This window comes from Candidatus Zixiibacteriota bacterium (assembly GCA_017999435.1).
In the GTDB taxonomy this organism is placed as follows: domain Bacteria; phylum Zixibacteria; class MSB-5A5; order GN15; family FEB-12; genus JAGNLV01.
Genome location: JAGNLV010000006.1, coordinates 22,680 through 41,136 on the forward strand (window position 1 = coordinate 22,680; position 18,457 = coordinate 41,136).

The 18,457-nt window shown below is 66.1% G+C and carries 22 protein-coding genes and 1 tRNA gene; 22 read left to right on the forward strand and 1 reads right to left on the reverse strand.

The window, feature by feature from the left end:
• Window positions 1–218: 218 nt before the first annotated feature.
• The 22 genes from KA261_13370 (at window position 219) to KA261_13475 (ending at window position 17,888) form a co-directional block, all read left to right on the forward strand.
• The gene (locus KA261_13370) at window positions 219–497 is read left to right on the forward strand and encodes a hypothetical protein (GenBank protein MBP7698792.1); all 279 of its coding nucleotides are present in this window, start codon (window positions 219–221) and stop codon (window positions 495–497) included.
• A gap of 111 nt (window positions 498–608) precedes the next feature.
• On the forward strand, window positions 609–1,400 hold the full coding sequence (locus tag KA261_13375) for a TIGR01458 family HAD-type hydrolase (protein MBP7698793.1): 792 nt from the start codon (window positions 609–611) through the stop codon (window positions 1,398–1,400).
• A 91-nt stretch (window positions 1,401–1,491) separates the two neighbouring features.
• Window positions 1,492–1,983, forward strand: a complete 492-nt coding sequence (gene ruvC, locus KA261_13380) for a crossover junction endodeoxyribonuclease RuvC (protein ID MBP7698794.1) — start codon at window positions 1,492–1,494, stop codon at window positions 1,981–1,983.
• Window positions 1,980–2,627 (forward strand): hypothetical protein, encoded by a 648-nt coding sequence (locus tag KA261_13385; protein MBP7698795.1) that lies wholly within the window; start codon window positions 1,980–1,982, stop codon window positions 2,625–2,627. The genes ruvC and KA261_13385 overlap by 4 nt, the downstream gene beginning before the upstream one ends.
• A complete protein-coding gene (ruvB, locus tag KA261_13390; protein MBP7698796.1) occupies window positions 2,627–3,655 on the forward strand; it encodes a Holliday junction branch migration DNA helicase RuvB in 1,029 nt (342 codons plus the stop codon). The genes KA261_13385 and ruvB overlap by 1 nt, the downstream gene beginning before the upstream one ends.
• Before the next feature lie 11 nt (window positions 3,656–3,666).
• On the forward strand, window positions 3,667–4,362 hold the full coding sequence (locus tag KA261_13395) for an O-methyltransferase (protein ID MBP7698797.1): 696 nt from the start codon (window positions 3,667–3,669) through the stop codon (window positions 4,360–4,362).
• Window positions 4,355–4,639 carry a hypothetical protein gene (locus KA261_13400; GenBank protein ID MBP7698798.1) on the forward strand — a complete coding sequence of 95 codons (285 nt, stop codon included), beginning with the start codon at window positions 4,355–4,357 and terminating at the stop codon, window positions 4,637–4,639. The genes KA261_13395 and KA261_13400 overlap by 8 nt, the downstream gene beginning before the upstream one ends.
• Before the next feature lie 184 nt (window positions 4,640–4,823).
• Complete coding sequence (gene queA / locus KA261_13405) at window positions 4,824–5,861, forward strand: tRNA preQ1(34) S-adenosylmethionine ribosyltransferase-isomerase QueA (protein ID MBP7698799.1); 1,038 nt, start codon at window positions 4,824–4,826, stop codon at window positions 5,859–5,861.
• 84 nt (window positions 5,862–5,945) lie between these two features.
• Window positions 5,946–6,650: a 2-C-methyl-D-erythritol 4-phosphate cytidylyltransferase gene (ispD, locus tag KA261_13410; protein ID MBP7698800.1), complete on the forward strand. Its 705-nt coding sequence runs from the start codon at window positions 5,946–5,948 to the stop codon at window positions 6,648–6,650.
• Complete coding sequence (locus KA261_13415; protein ID MBP7698801.1) at window positions 6,643–7,131, forward strand: 2-C-methyl-D-erythritol 2,4-cyclodiphosphate synthase; 489 nt, start codon at window positions 6,643–6,645, stop codon at window positions 7,129–7,131. The genes ispD and KA261_13415 overlap by 8 nt, the downstream gene beginning before the upstream one ends.
• On the forward strand, window positions 7,124–7,753 hold the full coding sequence (locus KA261_13420) for a VTT domain-containing protein (GenBank protein MBP7698802.1): 630 nt from the start codon (window positions 7,124–7,126) through the stop codon (window positions 7,751–7,753). The genes KA261_13415 and KA261_13420 overlap by 8 nt, the downstream gene beginning before the upstream one ends.
• Window positions 7,750–8,781: a D-alanine--D-alanine ligase gene (locus KA261_13425; GenBank protein MBP7698803.1), complete on the forward strand. Its 1,032-nt coding sequence runs from the start codon at window positions 7,750–7,752 to the stop codon at window positions 8,779–8,781. Before KA261_13420 ends, KA261_13425 begins: the two co-directional genes overlap by 4 nt.
• Before the next feature lie 16 nt (window positions 8,782–8,797).
• Window positions 8,798–9,511 carry an HAD family hydrolase gene (locus KA261_13430; protein MBP7698804.1) on the forward strand — a complete coding sequence of 238 codons (714 nt, stop codon included), beginning with the start codon at window positions 8,798–8,800 and terminating at the stop codon, window positions 9,509–9,511.
• 60 nt (window positions 9,512–9,571) lie between these two features.
• Window positions 9,572–10,687 carry a M42 family metallopeptidase gene (locus KA261_13435; GenBank protein ID MBP7698805.1) on the forward strand — a complete coding sequence of 372 codons (1,116 nt, stop codon included), beginning with the start codon at window positions 9,572–9,574 and terminating at the stop codon, window positions 10,685–10,687.
• 3 nt (window positions 10,688–10,690) lie between these two features.
• Window positions 10,691–12,109, forward strand: coding sequence for a cysteine--tRNA ligase (cysS, locus tag KA261_13440; GenBank protein ID MBP7698806.1), 1,419 nt, complete (start codon window positions 10,691–10,693; stop codon window positions 12,107–12,109).
• 48 nt (window positions 12,110–12,157) lie between these two features.
• Window positions 12,158–12,230, forward strand: a tRNA-Thr gene (locus tag KA261_13445).
• Between the two features lie 115 nt (window positions 12,231–12,345).
• Window positions 12,346–13,290, forward strand: a complete 945-nt coding sequence (locus KA261_13450; GenBank protein ID MBP7698807.1) for an ABC transporter ATP-binding protein — start codon at window positions 12,346–12,348, stop codon at window positions 13,288–13,290.
• On the forward strand, window positions 13,287–14,075 hold the full coding sequence (locus tag KA261_13455; GenBank protein MBP7698808.1) for a hypothetical protein: 789 nt from the start codon (window positions 13,287–13,289) through the stop codon (window positions 14,073–14,075). Before KA261_13450 ends, KA261_13455 begins: the two co-directional genes overlap by 4 nt.
• A 56-nt stretch (window positions 14,076–14,131) precedes the next feature.
• Window positions 14,132–14,647: a ferritin family protein gene (locus tag KA261_13460; GenBank protein ID MBP7698809.1), complete on the forward strand. Its 516-nt coding sequence runs from the start codon at window positions 14,132–14,134 to the stop codon at window positions 14,645–14,647.
• A gap of 115 nt (window positions 14,648–14,762) precedes the next feature.
• Entirely contained in the window at window positions 14,763–16,136 is a 1,374-nt protein-coding gene (locus tag KA261_13465) for a dipeptidase (protein ID MBP7698810.1), read from the forward strand.
• Entirely contained in the window at window positions 16,136–16,915 is a 780-nt protein-coding gene (locus KA261_13470) for an SDR family oxidoreductase (GenBank protein ID MBP7698811.1), read from the forward strand. Before KA261_13465 ends, KA261_13470 begins: the two co-directional genes overlap by 1 nt.
• Before the next feature lie 49 nt (window positions 16,916–16,964).
• Entirely contained in the window at window positions 16,965–17,888 is a 924-nt protein-coding gene (locus KA261_13475) for an EamA family transporter (protein ID MBP7698812.1), read from the forward strand.
• An 18-nt stretch (window positions 17,889–17,906) separates the two neighbouring features.
• Here the strand turns inward: KA261_13475 and KA261_13480 are convergent, their stop codons facing one another.
• Window positions 17,907–18,413, reverse strand: a complete 507-nt coding sequence (locus KA261_13480; GenBank protein MBP7698813.1) for a ferritin family protein — start codon at window positions 18,411–18,413, stop codon at window positions 17,907–17,909.
• Between the last annotated feature and the right edge of the window lie 44 nt (window positions 18,414–18,457).

The following is an 18,457-nucleotide window of genomic DNA, read 5'->3' on the forward strand; positions in this document are numbered from 1 at the left end:
CGACCTATTTCTGCGGCATTCACGAGCCTGAGCGGCCGCCCGGACGCCGGCCGCGGGAAGCGGCGAGCTCTTCCATGCGCAGACTTCCCCCGGTGCGTGCGATCCGGCACAATCGTTGCTTTGGCGGAAGGCGAAAGAGGCAACCAAACGGCCGGCGCTGGTCCGGCTGTGCCGACAACACTAACTCCGGTTTGGGAGGTTCTGATGAAGACATACTCGTGCAATGCAACTCGCCGCGCGGCAGCGAACTCCCCACCGACCTCTCGAGCGTCGGCGAGAGGTACGTTTTGGAGGCTGACTCCAGCGGGCTGTGTTCGAGCAAGGACGGCTTGCTCCATGTCGACTTCACGTTCTCCACGAAGCCGAATTCCCTCACCTTCACCCAGGGGATTGCGCACCCCACGTACTGGCACTCGGTGACCACGAGCACTCTCACGCTCAAGACTCTCGACGGGACGGGGTATTTCGCGGTGCAGTTTCTCCTCGCCCGTCAGTAGCGACGGGGCTCTTCGGCGGACTCCGGCACAGGCCGGGGTCCGCGCGGCGACGAGGGCCGGGTGGAACCGATCTTGACGGCGCCGGTCGAATCGGCGTACCTTAGCCTCGCTGTGACAAGAGGAAGACTGCAAGGAATCAGCGGCATCCTGTGCGATATCGATGGCGTCCTTTGGGACAGCCAGGATCGCAAGAGGCCGACGCCGGGGGCGCACGAGGCTATCCGCTGCATCAAGGAAGAACGGCGTCTCCCGGTGCGCTTCGTCACCAACACCACCACCCGCAGCCGCGACACGCTCTACCGGGAAATCCGCCAGCGGGGCTACCCGATTGAGCGGGACGAGATTGTCGCGCCGACCACGCTGGGTGCCGAGTGGCTTCGCAGGAAAGGACGCCCCAGCGTCTTCCTGGTCATGCGCGAGGACACGCAGGAGGAATTCGCCGAGTTCCCGCGCGACGATGTGCGGCCCGACTACATCGTGATCGGCAACAACCGCGACCGGTGGGACTATGCCCTGGTGAACCGGATTTTTCTCATGCTCGTCAACGGCTCCGAGATGCTCGCCCTGCACAAGCAGCGTTACTGGCAGAGCGGGGACGACATCGCGGTCGATATCGGCTGTTTCGTGACCGGGCTGGAATACTCCAGCGGGAAGCGCGCGACCGCGATCGGCAAGCCCGAGCCGCTATTTTTCCAGGCGGCGCTCGAGGCGATCGGGGTGGCGCCGGCGGAAGCGATCATGGTCGGTGATGATATCGAGACGGACATCGGGGGGGCGCAGCGGGCCGGGCTGCGGGGTGTGCTTGTGCGCACGGGCAAATTCCGCGAGTACCTCGTGCGGCAGTCAACGGTGGCCCCGGACCTGGTGATTGCCTCGCTGGGGGACCTGCCATCGCATCTGTAACGGGGTGGTGGCTGCCGCGCATAAGCCGAATGTGACTTGGGCACGGCCAGATTTAAGTTGAATTCGGGCCGGCTTTGCCTTACTTGAGCCTATGCGCGTGCTAGGCATCGATCCCGGACTGCAGATCACCGGGTACGGGGTGATCGAGGACGGCGGGGGAGCGCCGGTGGTGCTCGAAGCCGGTGTGATCCGGACGACGAGCGGGCATGATATGTCCTTGCGCCTGCATGAGTTGTCGTGCGAGATTAAAGGGGTGATCGAGCAGTTCCGGCCGGATATCATCGCTGTTGAGGAGCTGTATTCGCACTACGGTCACCCGCGCACGGCGATTATCATGGGGCACGCCCGAGGAATCGTGTTCCTCAAAGCGGCCGAGGCCGGGGTCGCGGTGGTCCCGTACGCCTCGACGCGCATCAAGAAGTCGCTGACGGGCAACGGCCGGGCGAGCAAAAGGCAAATGCAGATGATGATCCGTTCGGCCCTGCACCTTCCCCGCCCACCGGAACCCCCCGATGCGGCCGATGCGCTGGCGGTGGCGCTGTGCCACTGCCGGGCGGCCGCGCACCACGAGGTGGCCGTATGATCAGCCGCATCTCCGGGCGGCTCGTGAACATCGAGAACGACACCGCCCTGGTGGAGACGGGGGGCCTGGCCTACGAAATCATGCTGCCGTCGGCCCTGGCCGAGCGGCTGCGCGACGACGGGAAAGTCGGCGGGGACATCAGTCTCGAGACGCTGTACTATATCGATGCCGGGGAGCGGAAGTCGGCCCATTTCCCCCGCCTGGTCGGTTTCGTCAACCCGATCGACCGGGAGTTTTTCTCGGTTTTGACCCATGTATCCGGTTTGGGGGTAAAAAAGGTTCTGAAGTCGCTGGTCATGCCGATCCGCGACATTGCGACGGCGATTGAGAACAAAGACGCGGCCCAACTCAACCGGCTGCCGGGGATCGGCGCGCGGCTGGCGAACAAGATTATCGCCGAACTGCACGGCAAGGTGGCGAAGTTTGCGCTCTCCAAGGAGGACCAGGCGCTCTCCAAAGCGGCGGAACCGGTCGAGCCGCTCGGCGAGGAGGCCCGCGCGGTCCTGCTCCAACTGGGGTACTCGCGGAGCGAGGCCGACCGGATGGTGGAAGGGGCGCTCAAGCACGGTCTGAAGGCGGCGCGGGTCGAGGATTTGATCACGGTGATTTTCCGCAACGAACAGCAGAAGAAGGCGGCTGAGTGATGGCGCGCGAGCGGATCGTGTCAGGCGAGCAGATTATTCCCGACGAGGACAAGGCGCTGGTGACGCTGCGGCCGAGCCGCTTGTCGGAGTATATAGGACAGAATAAGTTACGAAACAAACTTAAGGTCACGCTTGATGCCGCCCGGGGTCGGGGGGAAGCGGTCGAACACATGCTGTTCTATGGGCCGCCGGGGTTGGGCAAGACTACGCTGGCGTACATTATCGCCAACGAGATGGGGACCAAACTGGTGGCGACCGCCGGCCCGGCGCTCCAGCGGGCCGGCGACCTCATGGGGATTCTGACCAATCTCAACGAGGGGGATATCCTGTTCATCGACGAAATCCACCGCCTCACCCCGGTGATCGAGGAGTTCATCTATCCGGCGATGGAGGATTTCAAGGTCGATTTCGTGGTGGACAAGGGGGCGTTCGCCAAGGTCATCAACGTGCCGCTGAAACCGTTCACGCTGATCGGGGCGACGACGCGGGCGGGGTTTCTGTCGGCGCCCCTGCGCGACCGGTTCGGGCTGTACTACCATCTCGATTTCTACCCGCCGGAGGAGCTGGCCGACATCGTCCTGCGCTCAGCCCGCCTCCTGGAGGTGGAGATTGAGACGGAGGCGGCGGCGACGATCGCCCGCCGGGCGCGGGGCACGCCGCGGGTCGCCAATCGGCTCCTGCGGCGCGTACGCGACTTCGCCGAGGTCAAGGCGGCGGGGGTAATCACGCCCGAGGTGGCGGCCGCGGCATTGGACGCCGAGGGGGTCGATTCGCTCGGACTGGATGCGCTGGACCGGAATCTGATCCGCGTGATTATCGAATTCTACCACGGGGGGCCGGTCGGTATCGAGGCGCTGGGGGCGACCCTGAACGAAGAGATCAACACGCTGGTCGATATGGTGGAACCGTACCTGCTGAAAATCGGGTTTGTGCGGCGTACGCGCCAGGGGCGAGTGGCCTCCGAGGCCGCCGCGAAACACCTCGGCGTCACCCTGCCCCGCACCGGTCGCCAGGGAAGGCTGCTGTAGAAAAGAACACGATGCAATCCGAACCCTGGATCGAAGTCGACCGCTATCTGACCGCTCTCCACGTTCCCCCCGATCCCGTGCTGGAGTCGGCCCTGGCGGCCAGCCGGGAGGCGGGCCTTCCGTCAATCCAGGTCACGCCCCTGCAGGGGCAATTGCTGCAGGTGCTCGCGCTGGCGTGCGGGGCCCGGCGGATCCTCGAGATCGGCACTCTCGGCGGTTACAGCACCATCTGGCTGGCCCGGGCCCTTCCGCCCGGCGGGCGGCTGGTCACGCTCGAAGTCAACTCTTCGCACGCCGAGGTTGCCCGCGCCAACATCGCGCGGGCGGGACTCGCCGGGACGGTCGAAATCCGGGTCGGACCCGCGCTCGCCTCGCTGGAGGCGATCGCCGCGAGGGGGGAGGGGCCGTTCGACCTGACCTTTATCGACGCCGACAAGGAGGGCACCCCGGAGTATTTCCGCCGGGCGCTCGACCTGTCCCGGGTCGGGGGTTTCATCGTGGTCGACAATGCTGTGCGCCATGGGAAAGTGGTGGAGCGCGACAGCGATGACCCGCGGGTGGCCGGCATGCGGCGCTTTCTGGAATTGGCAGCCGCCGAACCGCGCGTCAAGGCGGCGACGGTCCAGACGGTCGGCGCGAAGGGCTACGACGGCTTTACGCTCGCGCTGGTGACGGCGGAGAGGCGCGGAGGGGGCGGGAATGGATGACGATATCCGGCTGCTGCTCGAGGCGCTGGGCAGTCAGATGTTCGACCCCCGCCACGACCCGCGCGCCACGGTGGCGGTGCTGATCACCGAGACGGTGCGGTTTCGCGACAAGCTCAAGGCCGAGACCGGCGAAATCCTGACCATCGAGGACACCCGCCTGGCGGTCGAGGCGCTCCAACAGTACCTCGAGAACAGGACGATGCCGTCCCACCTGACGCCGGAACAGAGGCAGTTGGCGCAGATTTACGTGGACCGGCTGACCGTGTTCGGGGGCTAGCGGGGTGGCGCCTCGGCGCCCGCTTTGCCGCGGCGAGATTCCACCCGGCGAGGATGCTCGTTTCTATCGCCGCCGTCTTTCACCGCTGTTCACCGCCCTTATCAATTTGTTTCGCAGGCAGCCGCGGTTGCGTATCATGGGTGGCGGCGGCCGGGACCGGTTGCGCCCGGCGGCCGGACGCCGTATGGATATCAGCCAGTTCGACTACCACCTTCCGCCGGAGTTGGTCGCGCAGTTTCCCTCGCGCCGGCGGGACGAATCCCGGCTCATGATTGTCGACCGGGCCGGCGACGGCTGCACGATTGTGCCGTTCCGCCGGATCGCCGACTACCTGGAGGACGGCGAGGCGCTGGTGGTGAACGATACCCGGGTATTCAAGGCGCGGCTCCGGGGCAACCGCTCCAGCGGCGCGCGGGTCGAGGTGTTTCTGGTGCGTCCGCTTGACAGGGGGGATGGAGACGCCTGGCTGGCGCTAGTCAGCCCATCGCGGAGGCTCCGCGAGGGGGAGGACGTGCTGTTCGGCGACGATCGGATAAGGCTGCGGGAATACCAGGGCAAAGGCCGGTGGGCGGTGGGATTTGCCTCCCGGGCGGCGCGGGAGAGGATCATCCGCCGGCACGGCCGCGTGCCACTGCCGCATTACATTCGCCGGGAGGACGGCCCGGCCGATCTCCGGCGTTACCAGACCGTGTTCGCCGACCGCGCGCGGACGGGGGCGGTGGCGGCGCCGACCGCCGGATTTCACTTTACCCGGCCGCTCCTGCACGATCTGGCCGGCCGGGGGGTCCGTCTCGTCCGACTCACCCTCCACGTGGGGCCGGGGACGTTCAAACCGGTGTCGGCGGACAACATCGACGACCACGTGGTGGACCCGGAGTGGGCGGAACTGCCGGAGAGCGCCGCCCGGGTGTTGAACGGCGTCCGGGATGGGGGCGGCCGAATCACGGCCGTCGGGACAACCTCGGTGCGGACGCTCGAATCGGTCGTGCGGGGGGACGGGCGGTTCGTGCCGCTGGCCGGGATGGTCGATCTCTACATCCGGCCGGGGTACCACTTCCGCGGCGTGGACCGCCTGATCACCAATTTCCACCTCCCGCGTTCCTCGCTGCTCATCCTCGTCGCGGCGTTCGCCGGACGGGATCGGATCCTCGAGGCCTATCGGTACGCGATCGCGCAGCGGATGCGGTTCTACAGCTACGGCGACGCGATGCTCATCCTCTGAATTCGCTTTTGTCGGGACCGGGCGGCGCGTATATTCCCGCCCGTGGCCGGACGCCATGGCCGGCGTCCCGCCGAAACCGGAAAGATGCGCGACCGCATGATCACCGCAGCCGTCATAGTCGCCGGCGGGCAGTCGCTCCGCTTCGGCGGCGAAGTCCCGAAGCAGTTTCGGGAAGTCGCCGGGCGGCCGCTGTTGGCCTGGACCATCAGCCGCTTCGAAGCGGCCGGCTCCATCGACCGGATTGTGGTCGTGGCGGCCGAAGACTATCTCGGCTACGCCGGAGAACAGGTTGTGGACCGGTACGGGTTCGCGAAGGTGCAGCAGATCGTCTCCGGCGGGACCGAACGCCGGGAGTCGGTGTGGAGAGGGCTGGAAGCGCTGCCGATCGCCACCGGTTTCGTGGCCATCCATGACGGCGCCCGGCCGCTGGTCCGGCCAGCCGACATCGACCGCGTCGTCGGCGCGGCGAAGCGGGACCGGGCCGCCATCCTCGCGGTCCCGGTGCCCGACACGCTCAAGCGTGTGCGCGACGGCTACGTGATCGCAACCGTGGACCGCAGTTACCTGTACGGCGCGCAGACGCCGCAGGTGTTTCAGTACGATCTCATCATGGCGGCGCACCGGGAGGCGGCCGGCGCGGCCGGGCGGTATACCGACGATGCGTCGATGGTGGAGAGCCGCGGATTCAAGGTGACGGTGGTGGAGCCGAGCGGACCCAACATCAAAATCACGACCCCGGAGGATCTGGTCATCGCCGAAGCCCTCCTGGCCAGGGAGGGGCATGGCTGACCTGCGCATCGGGCACGGGTTTGACGTCCACGCGTTCGCCGACGACCGCGAGCTGGTGGTGGGCGGAGTGATTATCCCGCACGAGCGCGGGCTGGCCGGCTGGTCGGACGCCGACGTTCTCCTGCACGCCATCATGGATGCGCTCCTGGGGGCGGCCGGCCTGCCCGATATCGGGCAGCAGTTCCCGCCGGGCGATCCGGCCTACCGCCAGGCCGACTCGGCCGTGCTCCTGTCGCGGGTCGGCCACCTGGTGCGGTCGGCCGGGTATACCCGCATCCTCAACATTGACGCGATCATCATGGCCGAGCGCCCCAGGATGAACCCGCATATTCCGGCGATGCGCAAGGCAATCGCGGAGGTGCTGCGGATCAAGGAGGCGCAGGTGAATGTGAAAGCCACGACCACCGAGCAACTCGGTTTCGTCGGGCGGGAAGAGGGGATCGCCGCGAGCGCGGTGTGTCTGATAGCCGGCGATGAATGAGAACCCCGAACAGATCGGCCGCTACCTGGACTACCTGTTCACGTTCGGCCCCGGGCTGGTGTACGTGACGCTGTTCGCGGCCTGCTTCATGGAGAACGTGTTCCCGCCTTTTCCCGGCGACAGTTTCATTGCGGCGGCCGGGGCGCTGGTCGGGGCGGGGCGGCTGGATTTGTACCTGAGTTTCGCGCTAGTGCTCGCGGGGGGGATGAGTTCGGTCATGCTCATGTACGGTGTGGGCCGCCGCTACGGCCGCGAGTATTTCCTGGTCAAAGACTACAAGTATTTCTCGGCGGCGGACATCCTGGCTTTCGAAAGGCACCTGGCGCGCTGGGGGGGGCTCCTTCTGGTGTGCTCGCGGTTCGTGATCGGCCTGCGGAGCGCTATCGCGCTGGGGGCGGGCATCGCCCGCTACCCGGTCCGGCGCATGGCGGTCTACTCGCTGCTGTCCTACATCGTGTTCACGGCGGCCCTCTTCTACCTCGCCATGGTTGTTGTTGATAACCTCCAGCGGATTGCCGACTATTTCCGGACGTACAACATGATTGTTTGGCCGATCGTGGGGCTGGCGACGGCTGCCCTGGTAGCGTGGAAAATCCAGCAGGTGAGAACGAGGTCGAAATGAAAGTTCTTATACTCGCGGGCGGCGACTCCTCCGAACGCGACGTGTCGCTGCACTCGGGCGAGGCAATGTGCAAAGCCGTCCGCCGCCTCGGCCACGAGGTGCGCGCTCTGGATCCGGCCACGGGGCAGTCGCTTCTGGACGGCGGGGGACATTTCGCCCTGGCGGAGGCCGCCAAAACCGACTTCCGGTCGCTCGCGGTCGACGCCGCCGCCCTGCTGCGCGCCCTGGCCGCGCCCGATCTGCGCGATGTTGATATTGTCCTCTTGGCGCTCCACGGCGGAACGGGCGAGGACGGCACGATCCAGTGCCTGCTCGACCTCGCCGGAGTCCGATACACGGGTTCGGGCATGCGGGCCTCGGCGATTGCCATGGACAAGGCGCTGACCAAGCGGCTGGTGTCGACGGCGGGAGTGCCGACGCCGCCCTTTGCCCTCGTGCGCGCCGGGCAGGGGCGATCGACGGACGAGGACGAAGCGCGCATCCGCGGGCAATTCGATCTGCCGGCGATTGTCAAGCCGAATGCGAGCGGGTCGACGGTGGGGCTGACGCGGCTCGAATCCTGGGACGGGCTGCCCCGGGCGATCGCGCAGGCGGCGCAGGAATCACCCGAAGTGCTCATCGAAAAGTATATCCGGGGACGCGAGCTGACGGTGGCGGTGCTTGACGGCGAGCCGCTCCCGGTGGTCGAAATCCGGCCAAAGAAGGGCCTCTACGATTACGAGGCCAAGTACACCAAGGGAATGTCCGAGTACCTGGCGCCGGCGCCCGTTCCCGATGCGGTGAGGGACCGCCTGCAGGCCGAGGCGGCGGCGGCCTACCGCCTGCTCGGCTGCGAGGGGCTGGTGCGGGTGGATTACATGATGGCGGCCGACGGGTCCTGCTGGTTCCTGGAACTCAACACCCTCCCCGGGATGACCGAGCTGTCGTTGTCGCCGATGGCGGCCCGGGCGGTGGGGATCGACTTCCCGCAGTTGATCGACCGCATCATGTCGTCGGCTTTGAAGAAGGCACGGCGCCGCCGTGGATGACCTCCGGCCGAAAGCGGTGCTCTTTGATCTCGGCTCGACCCTGATCGAGTACGAAGCGGTGTCGTGGGACGAGCTCTCCCGGCTCTGCGCGCTGGAGGCGCGCGAGTGGCTGGTCGACGAGGGGTACGCTGTGCCGGAGGAGGAGGAATTTCACGTTTCGTTCGAGCGCGCCAAGGCGCCCCTGCGGCAACGGGCGTGGGAGACGCTGACCGAATGGACGGTTCCCGAGGCGGCGCGGGCGCTGTGCGCCCAGCTGGAGATTCCCTACAGCGACGAACTGGCCGCCCGGTTTTTCGAGGAGTTCTACCGCCCGGTCGACCGGCTTCTTTACGCGTACGACGACGCGGTGGCCACGCTGGAGAGAATCCGGGCGGCGGTCCCGGCGGTCGGACTCATCTCCAACACCGTGTTTCCGGAAGACGTGCACCTGCGGGAACTCCGGCGGTTCGGGCTGAGCCGCTTCTTCGATTTCACCATCTTCTCCTCCACCTTCGGCAAGCGCAAGCCGCACCCCGACATCTTTGTCCAGGCGGCCAACCAGGCCGGGTACGGGCCGGCGGAATGCGTCTACATCGGCGACCGGTACGTGGAGGACATCGAGGGACCGCACGGGGTGGGGATGCCGGCGATTTTGAAGATGAAAGCGGGACGGGAGTATCCGGCGGAGATGCCGCTGGCCCGCCGTCGGATCGGAGCCCTGGCGGAACTGGCCGACCATCTTCGCTTTTAGGGGTTTACGAGCAGCCGCGGGCCGGCTATATTGTCGCCTTGCGGGCGCAAACCGAAGCTGATGACGCGAGAAGACCGCTATAGAGGAAATGAGGATATCGTGGACAGGACCGAGCAACTCCTGAAAGAGATCACCGAAGCCAACGGCGTGTCGGGGTATGAGGAAGAAGTGCGCCGCCTGATGGCGCGCGAGTTGAGAGAGACTGCGGATCGGATCGAGTATGACCGGCTGGGCTCGATCATGGGTTGGAAGAAGGGAACGGCCGACCGCCCGCGGGTCATGGTGGCCGGGCACATGGATGAAGTCGGGTTCATGGTCAGGGAGATCACATCCGAGGGGTATATCAAGTTTCTCCCCCTGGGCGGCTGGTGGGGTCACGTGGCCCTCGGTCAGCGGATGCGGGTCATCACCCGCAAGGGTCCGGTGATCGGGGTCGTCGGCTCCAAGCCCCCGCACATGCTGGAGGCCGAGGAGCGCAAGAAAGTGCTCGAGCTGAAAGACATGTTCATCGACGTGGGGGTGCAGGAGGGATTCAACGCCAAGGAGGCGCTCGGCATCCAGCTCGGCGACCCGATCATCCCCGATTCCGATTTCACGATCATGGGGAATCCGCGGATGTATCTGTCCAAGGCGTTCGACAACCGCATGGCCTGCGCGGTGGTGATCGACGTTTTCCGCGCGCTCAAGGGCGAGGGGCACCCGAACACGCTCCTCGGCGCCGGTTCGACGCAGGAGGAGGTCGGGCTGCGGGGGGCGCAGACGCTCGCCCACCTGGGCGACCCCGACGCGGCGCTCATTGTCGATGTCGGCATCGGCCAGGACATCCCGCCCGACGGTTTCAAGAAGGCCGAGAAGCTGGGGGGCGGCCCGGGCATCCTGCTGTTCGACGCCTCGATGATTCCGAACCGCCGGCTGCGCGATCTCGTCACCGACACCGCGGAGGAGCTGAAAATTCCGTACCACCTCTCCTACATGGAGCGGGGCGGGACCGACGCCGGGCGCATTCACATGTCGCGGACGGGCGTCCCGTCGGTGGTGGTCGGCCCGCCGGTCCGCTACATCCACAGCCACAACGGCATCCTCAATCGCGACGACTACGACAACACGGTCCGGCTCATCGCGGCGGTGGTGCGCAAACTCGACGCCCGGACGGTGGCCGGTCTCACGGAGGTCTGATCCATGCCCCTGCGATTCCGCAACACGCTGAACCGCGAGAAGGAGGAGTTCCGGCCGATCGAGCCGGGGAAGGTGCGCATGTACACGTGCGGGCCGACGGTGTATGGGTTCGCCCACATCGGCAATTTCCGCACCTTCATGTTCGAAGACTTGCTCCGCCGGTACCTGAAGTACAAGGGGTACCGGGTCTTCCAGGTGATGAACCTGACCGACGTCGACGACAAGACGATCCGGGACTCGCAGAAGGAAGGCGTATCGCTTAAGGAGTTCACGACCCGCTACGCCAACGCGTTCTTCGAGGACCTCGACACGCTCGGCATCGAGCGGGCGGAGGTCTACCCGGCGGCGACTGACCACATTCCCGAGATGGTGGAGATCATCAAGGAACTCATCGCCAAGGGGCTGGCGTACGAGGTCGGCGGCAACTGGTACTTTCGCATCGAGCGCTTCCCGGCCTACGGCCGGCTGGCGCACATCGACCGGGCCAATCTGAAAGCCGGGGCGCGGGTGGCGGTCGATGAGTACGAGAAAGACTCGGTCTCGGACTTCGCTCTGTGGAAGGCGTGGGACGAGAAGGACGGCGACGTGTACTGGGAGACGGAGCTCGGCAAGGGGCGTCCCGGCTGGCACATCGAGTGTTCGGCGATGTCGATGAAGTACCTCGGGCGCCACTTCGACATCCACAGCGGCGGGGTCGACAACATCTTCCCGCACCACGAGAACGAAATCGCCCAGTCGGAGGGGGCCACCGGCGAGCCCTTCGTCAACTACTGGCTCCACGCCGAACACCTCATAGTCGAGGGGCGGAGAATGGCGAAGTCGTTCGGCAATTACTACCTGCTGCGCGATCTGCTGGCCCGGGGGCACAGCGGCGCCCAGACGCGCTACGTGCTCATCTCGACCCACTACCGCCAGCAGCTCAACTTTACGTTCCAGGGGCTCGAGGCGGCCAAGAGCGCGCTGGAGCGCTACAACGACTTCATCGCCAATCTCGAGGACTACGCCGGGGGCGCGGCCTCCGGCGGCGCGGCCGAGGCGATCACCGCCCGCATGCTGGCCGGGTTTGAGGAGGCGCTGGACGACGACCTGAACATCTCGGGCGCGCTGGCGGCCGTGTTCGATTTCGTCCGCGACATCAACCGGCTGCGGGCCGAGGGAACGCTCGCGGCCGAGGAGCGGGACAGGGCGCTGGCGGCGATCCGGCGGGTCGATACGGTGCTGAATTTCACCTACGAGCGGGGCACGGACGAGGCCGTGGGGCCGGAGATCATGGCTCTGGTTGAAAAGCGGACGGCGGCCCGCGCCGGGCGCGATTTCGCCGCGGCCGACCGCATCCGCGACGAACTGCTCGCCCGCGGCTACGTTCTGGAGGATACGCCGCAGGGGCCCAAAGTGAAGCGGAAGCAGCCGGGACCCCGGTAAAACCTTGACACTTTCGGCCCGCGGGCGCGTACATTAACGGAGTTGCACGCCGGTGTAGCTCAGCTGGTAGAGCAACTGATTTGTAATCAGTAGGTCGGGGGTTCGAATCCCTTCACCGGCTTTGATTGCGGCAGGGTGCGGGCGGCGAAGGCAGGACCCGGGGGGAGCGGCGGACAACCGCGCGCCGGCGGCCGGGAACCCCGGGTTTGCGGAAAACCAAATCGGGCGGAAGATCTATGAACGTTATCGACAGTCAGGATCTGACCAAGGTCTACAGCGGCGGACTCCGCCAGCGCGGGATTGTGGCCCTCGAGGCGGTGAACATCTCGGTGGCCGAAGGGGAGATCTTCGGCCTCCTCGGTCCGAACGGGGCGGGCAAGACGACGTTTCTCAAGGTCGTCCTGGGGATCACCCGGCTCACCTCGGGCAACGTCATCGTCAGCGGGCACAAGCCCACCGACGCGCGGTCGCGGCAGCGCCTGGGGTACCTGCCCGAGAACCATCGCTTTCCCAGCCACCTGACCGGCCTCGGCCTGATGATCGCGACCGGGCGGCTGTTCAGGATGAGCGCCGCCGAGACCCGGTCGCGCGCCGCCAACCTCCTCCACCTGGTGGGCATGGACCGGTGGGGGGACACCAAGCTCAAGAAGTACTCGAAAGGGATGCAACAGCGCATCGGCATCGCCCAGGCGCTCGTCTCCGACCCGGATATCCTGCTCCTGGACGAGCCGACCGACGGCGTCGACCCGGTCGGCAAGGTCGAGATCCGCGAGGTGCTCCGGACGATCCGGGCCGAGGGCAAATCGATCGTGCTCAATTCCCACCTTCTGTCGGAGGTGGAGTCGGTGGCCGACCGGGTGGCGATCCTCAACCGCGGGCGGCTCGTCAAGACGGCGACCGTCGAGGAACTCACCAGCCGGCGGAGCCAGTTTGAAATCGAGGCCGCGATCGGCAACCTCCTGTTCAGTCTCCCGGAGGGCATGGGCAAGATCATCAAACTCTCGGCCCGCGGGATGATCGTCGAACTGGAAAGCGAAGAGGACATCAACTGGGTGATCGACGAGCTGCGCATCAAGAAAATTCCGATCCGGATGATCCGCCCCATGCGCATCACGCTCGAGCAATCGTTCATCGAGACCATCACGACCCCCGAACCGCCATCCACGGAGGCCGGCATATGAGAGGGCTGCTCCAGGATACGTTCAAGGAAATGGTCGAGCGCAAGCTGATCTGGATTTACGTGGCGGTGACGGTGATCGCGGTGCTGATGACGATCGCCTCCCACTCGATGAAGATCGAAATCAACATGAATTCCGGAAGCGAGGATCCCATCGCGAGCCTGGCCCAGAAAGTGGCCGTGGGGGCGATGGACACCTACTTTTCGTTTCTCGTTTTCCTGACCGTCATGGGCACGGCCGGCCTGATTCCGTCGATGCTGGTCCGGGGGCGGGCGGAGTACTACCTGTCGAAGCCGGTATCGCGCGCCGCGCTGCTCCTGTACAAGCTGTTCAGCATCTGGGCGGTGTACGGCGCGACGATCGTGGCCGGCGGGCTGGTGACTTTCCTGGCATTCTACGCGGCCTGGGGGTTTGCCGACGTCCGGCTGCTCTACATCTTCGCGCTCAACATGGCCGCCCTCTTCGTCTGGCTGAGCGTGACCGCTTTCTCCGGCATCCTGACCGGATCGTTCGCGGTGAGCATCATGATGGCGTTCGTGATGTGGATCGCCCAGGTCCTCCTGCAGTACCACGAGGCCGTGCAAAATGTCATCGACAGCCGGTTCGTCACCGGGATCGTGAGCGGGCTGTACTACGTTCTGCCGAAAACGAGCCAGCTCGGCGAGGTCACCCAAAGCCTCGCCCTCGGGCGGCCGGTGGAATCCTGGTTGCCGCTCTGGTCGAGCCTGCTCTTTGCGGTCGTCCTGGTCGGGATTACGGTGGCGATGTTTGAGCGAAAGGACTACTAGCCGGCGGCCGCCCGGCCCGGCGGCGCGGCCGGCCACCCGGCTGCGGAGAGACAACGATGAGCGAGCCGCACGACAAACCCGATATCCTCGAACCGTTCCGCATCGCCCGACGGCTCGAGACCGAGGGCCGGGCGTTTTTCGAAGAGGCCGCCCGCAAGGCGGAGAGCGACCTGGTCCGGCAGACCTTCCAGTTTCTCGCCGCCGAGGAAATCCGCCACATCGAGAAAATTGACAAATTCGTCCGGTCGCTGGAAATATCGGAGGGCCGGGAGGTGCCGGAGATCGAGGATTCCAACGCCGAAGCGAAGCTGGCGGAATTCAACAACCGCCTCGCCGCGCTCCGGGACACCATCTCCCCGAGCGCCTCCGACGTCGAGGCCTACCGGTTTGCGATCAAATTCGAAAACGGAGCCGAGGAGTTCTACCTCGAGAAAATGAACGAGGCGGAGGACCCCCGGATCAAGCGCTTCTACAAGTGGCTGATCGACGAGGAGACGATGCACGCCCGGCTGCTGCGGTCCTGCCTGAATTTCGCCTGCGATCCAGCCGAGTGGTTTCGCCGGCACCGGTAGCCGCGCAGCCGGCAGCGGGGCGGTTCCTGCCGGTCAGCCGGGGCTTTACACCGCCCCGCGCGCGCCCTATATTCTCCCTGCGTTGACTGCGGAATGCAAACCAAGGAGTAATGCCATGACCCCGCTTGATTACCTCACTGCGCACGAGAAAGACCGCATGGACCAGTTGTTCGAGTTTCTCCGCTTCCCTTCGGTCTCGGCCAAATCCGCGCACCAGCCGGACATGCAGGCGTGCGCCCAGTGGCTCGCCGACCACTTCACGGGCCTGGGTTTCCGGGCGGCGGTGCACCCGACCGGCGGGCACCCGCTCGTGTACGCCGAATACGCGGTTGACCGGCGCCTCCCGACCGTCCTCTACTACGGCCACTACGACGTCCAGCCGCCGGAACCGCTCAATCTCTGGCAAAGCCCGCCCTTTCAGCCGGAAATCCGCGACGGCATGATCTGCGCCCGCGGCGCCACCGATGACAAGGGGCAGTTGTTCGCCCACATCAAGGGACTGGAGGCGATCCTCAGGAGCGAGGGGCGGCTGCCGGTAAACGTGAAATTCCTCGTCGAGGGAGAGGAAGAGGTCTCGTCGGCCAATCTGCCCAAGTGGCTGAAGGCGAACAAGAAGCTTTTGGCCGCCGATATCGTCGTCGTCTCCGACTCCAGCCAGTTCAGCAAGACGCTGCCGGCGGTCACCTACGGTCTGCGCGGCATCGTCGCCATGGAGCTGTTCGTTCTCGGCCCCAAGCGCGATCTGCATTCGGGCACGTTCGGCGGCGCGGTCGCCAACCCCGCCAATATTCTCTGCCAGATTGTCGGACGGCTGCACGACGCGAACGGCCGGATCACGGTGCCGGGGTTCTACAAAGACGTCGCCCCGCCCGCCAAGTGGGAACGCGCCCAGTTCAAGAAGCTGCCCTTCAGCGAGGCGCAGTACATGAAGATGGTCGGCATTCCGGCGCTGCACGGCGAGCGGGGGTGGAACACCTTCGAACGCACCTGGGTGCGGCCGACGCTCGATGTGAACGGGATCACGGCCGGGTACCAGGGGGAAGGGGCGAAGACAGTGCTGCCGTCGTACGCCTCCTGCAAGATCACCTGCCGGCTGGTGCCGGCGCAGAAGCCGACGGATATTCTGCAGAAGGTCGAGGCGTACATCAGGAAGATTGCGCCGAAGTCGGTGCGGATCGAGCTGAAGAAATCCGGGGGGGCGCCCGCGGTCGTGGTGCCGACCGACGGCCCGTGGCTGGAGGCGGCCGCGCGCGCGCTCAAAAAGGGTTTCGGCAAGGCCCCGGTGTTTATCCGGGAAGGCGGCTCGATTCCGATCGTGGGCGATTTCAAGGAAATCCTCGGCCTGGACACGCTCCTGCTCGGGTTCGGCCAGAACGATGACAACACCCATTCCCCGAACGAGCATTTCCGGGTTGTGGATTTTGAGCGGGGCTGCCGGACCGCGGCCGTGCTTCCCCACGAACTCGCGCGCGCGGCCGAGGCGAAGTGATGGATCTCGGCCTCAACGGCAAACGGGCGCTGGTCACCGGGGCCTCCTCGGGACTCGGCCTGGCGTGCGCCGCGGCCCTGGCCGCCGAAGGCGCGGCCGTCACGATCAACAGCCGGAACCGGGAGCGGCTGGCGGCCGCGGCCGAGAAGATCGCGGCCGCGACCGGGGCGCCGGCGACGCTCGCGGTTGGCGACGTCGCCGATCCGGACGACGTCCGGCGGATCGTGCAGACCGCCGGGGAAGTCGACATTTTGGTCTCCAACTGCGGGGGTCCGGCGGCGGGGCCGTTTCTCAGCCACTCGCCGGAGGCCTGGCGGCACGGGGGGGATCTCGTGCTCTTCTCGGCCATCAATCTGACCCGGGAGGTGATCGAGGGGATGAAAGCGCGCGGGTGGGGGCGGCTGATCTACATCACCTCGGTCGCGGTGCGCCAGCCGCTTGACGACCTGATCATCTCCAACACCTTCCGGGCGGGTCTGACCGGTTTCATCAAGACGATCTCCAACACCTATGCCCGCTTCGGCATCACGGCCAACAGCGTGTGCCCCGGCTACACGGCAACCGACCGCCTGTGGGAGCTGGCCCGGGGCCGCGCCCTTCAGGCCGGCACCACGCCCGAGGAGGCGATGAAGCAGATGGGCGCGGGCGCTCCGGTGGGTCGGGTCGGAAGGCCGGAGGAACTGGGGGCGACGGTGGCGTTTTTGGCGAGTGTCCCGGCCGCCTTCATCACTGGAGCTGCGATCCCGGTCGACGGCGGGACGTACAAGGGGCTGCTGTGACGGGCGGCGGGCGCCGCCCCCGCGGGGCCGGAGCCGCGAAGGACGCTTCTTGGGACTGACGACCGACCCGGCCGCGGCTGCGCCGGCGGGCGCGAGCGAGGATCACCGCGGGTTTGCCTCGCTGGCCTTCGCGCTGTTTACCCACCAGGTGCTCGGGGCGCTGACGTTTCCGGCGGCGCGCTTCGGCCTGGCCACGATCGAGCCGTTCACCTTCGCCTTCTACCGCTTCGTCCTCTCGGCCGTGGTGCTGTTGGCGATCGTTCGTTTCCGCCGCTGGCGCGTGCCGATCGAACGCCGCGATTTCAAGAAGATCGCCGGGCTGGGCTGTCTGGTGGTTCTGTTCAACCAGGTCACCTATCTGGTCGGGCAGAGCCTGACCACCGCCAGCCACGGCGCGCTGCTTTTTGCCACGACGCCGATCTGGATCTTCATTCTGGCGATGATTCACCTGCGCGAGCCGTTCCGGTGGCGGCGGGCGGTCGGGGTGGCGATCGCGGTCACCGGCGTGATCATCATCATGAGCGCCGGTGGAATCCACCTCGGGCTGAACTACGTGGCGGGGGACGCGATCATCCTCTTCGCGGTCGTGGTCTGGGCCTACTACACGGTATGGGGGAAACCGCTGGTCCGCAGGTACGGGGCAGTGCGGGTCACCGCGTACGCGCTGGCATCCGGTTCGCTCCTGTACTTCCCGTTCGGGCTCTACCGCGCGGTCACGTTCGACTATGGCGGCGTCGTCGTCGCGGCGTGGCTCTCGGTGGGCTACGTGGCGATCGGCACGTCGGTGGTGGCCTACATCCTCTGGTACTGGCTGCTCAAACACATGGAGGCGTCGCGGCTGGCGGTCTACCACAACATCCAGCCGATTGTCGCCTCGCTCGTCGCCTGCGTGTTTCTCAACGAGCCGCTGGGCTGGCCGTTCGTGATCGGCGGGGCGGTGGTGCTCGGCGGCGTGATTCTCACCGAGGTCTAGCCCCGGCCGCCAGCCGGCCTACCGGCCTTCCCAGCTCATGAAGCTCTTGTAGTTCTGCGAGGCGGCGAACCCGGCCGGATCGGCGAGGAACTGGAGCATGTTGTCGATCATGTAGATGTGGGCCTGCTCCTCATCGGCGATCCGCGTGAGCATGTCTTTCCGAACCGGGTCGGAAGTCGCCGCCGCCGCTTCGCGGTACATCTTCTCCGACTTGATCTCCACCTCGCGGGCCTGTTTCCAGACCTCGCGTTTGGTGTCGCCGCCGAGCTTCTCCCGGCCTTCCTGAATCATCTCGCGGAAGATGCTCTTGAGGGTCATGACCGTTTTGCCGCGCGGGGCGAGGTCGGCCGGCGACGCGTCTTCGCCCCCCTTGAGTTTCTTGAACACGTGGTAGTGGCGGTGCTCCTCGTCGGCGAGGGTGAGGAAAATCTGCCGGACATGCAGGTTGGCGGCCTGGTCGGCACTGTTCCGGTAGTACGCACGGCCGTCGAGCTCCATCTGAATGGCGAAATCGAGTATATCCATATGACCCCTGTTCCTGGGTGTGGGTTTGTCCGTGGGGCAGAGGG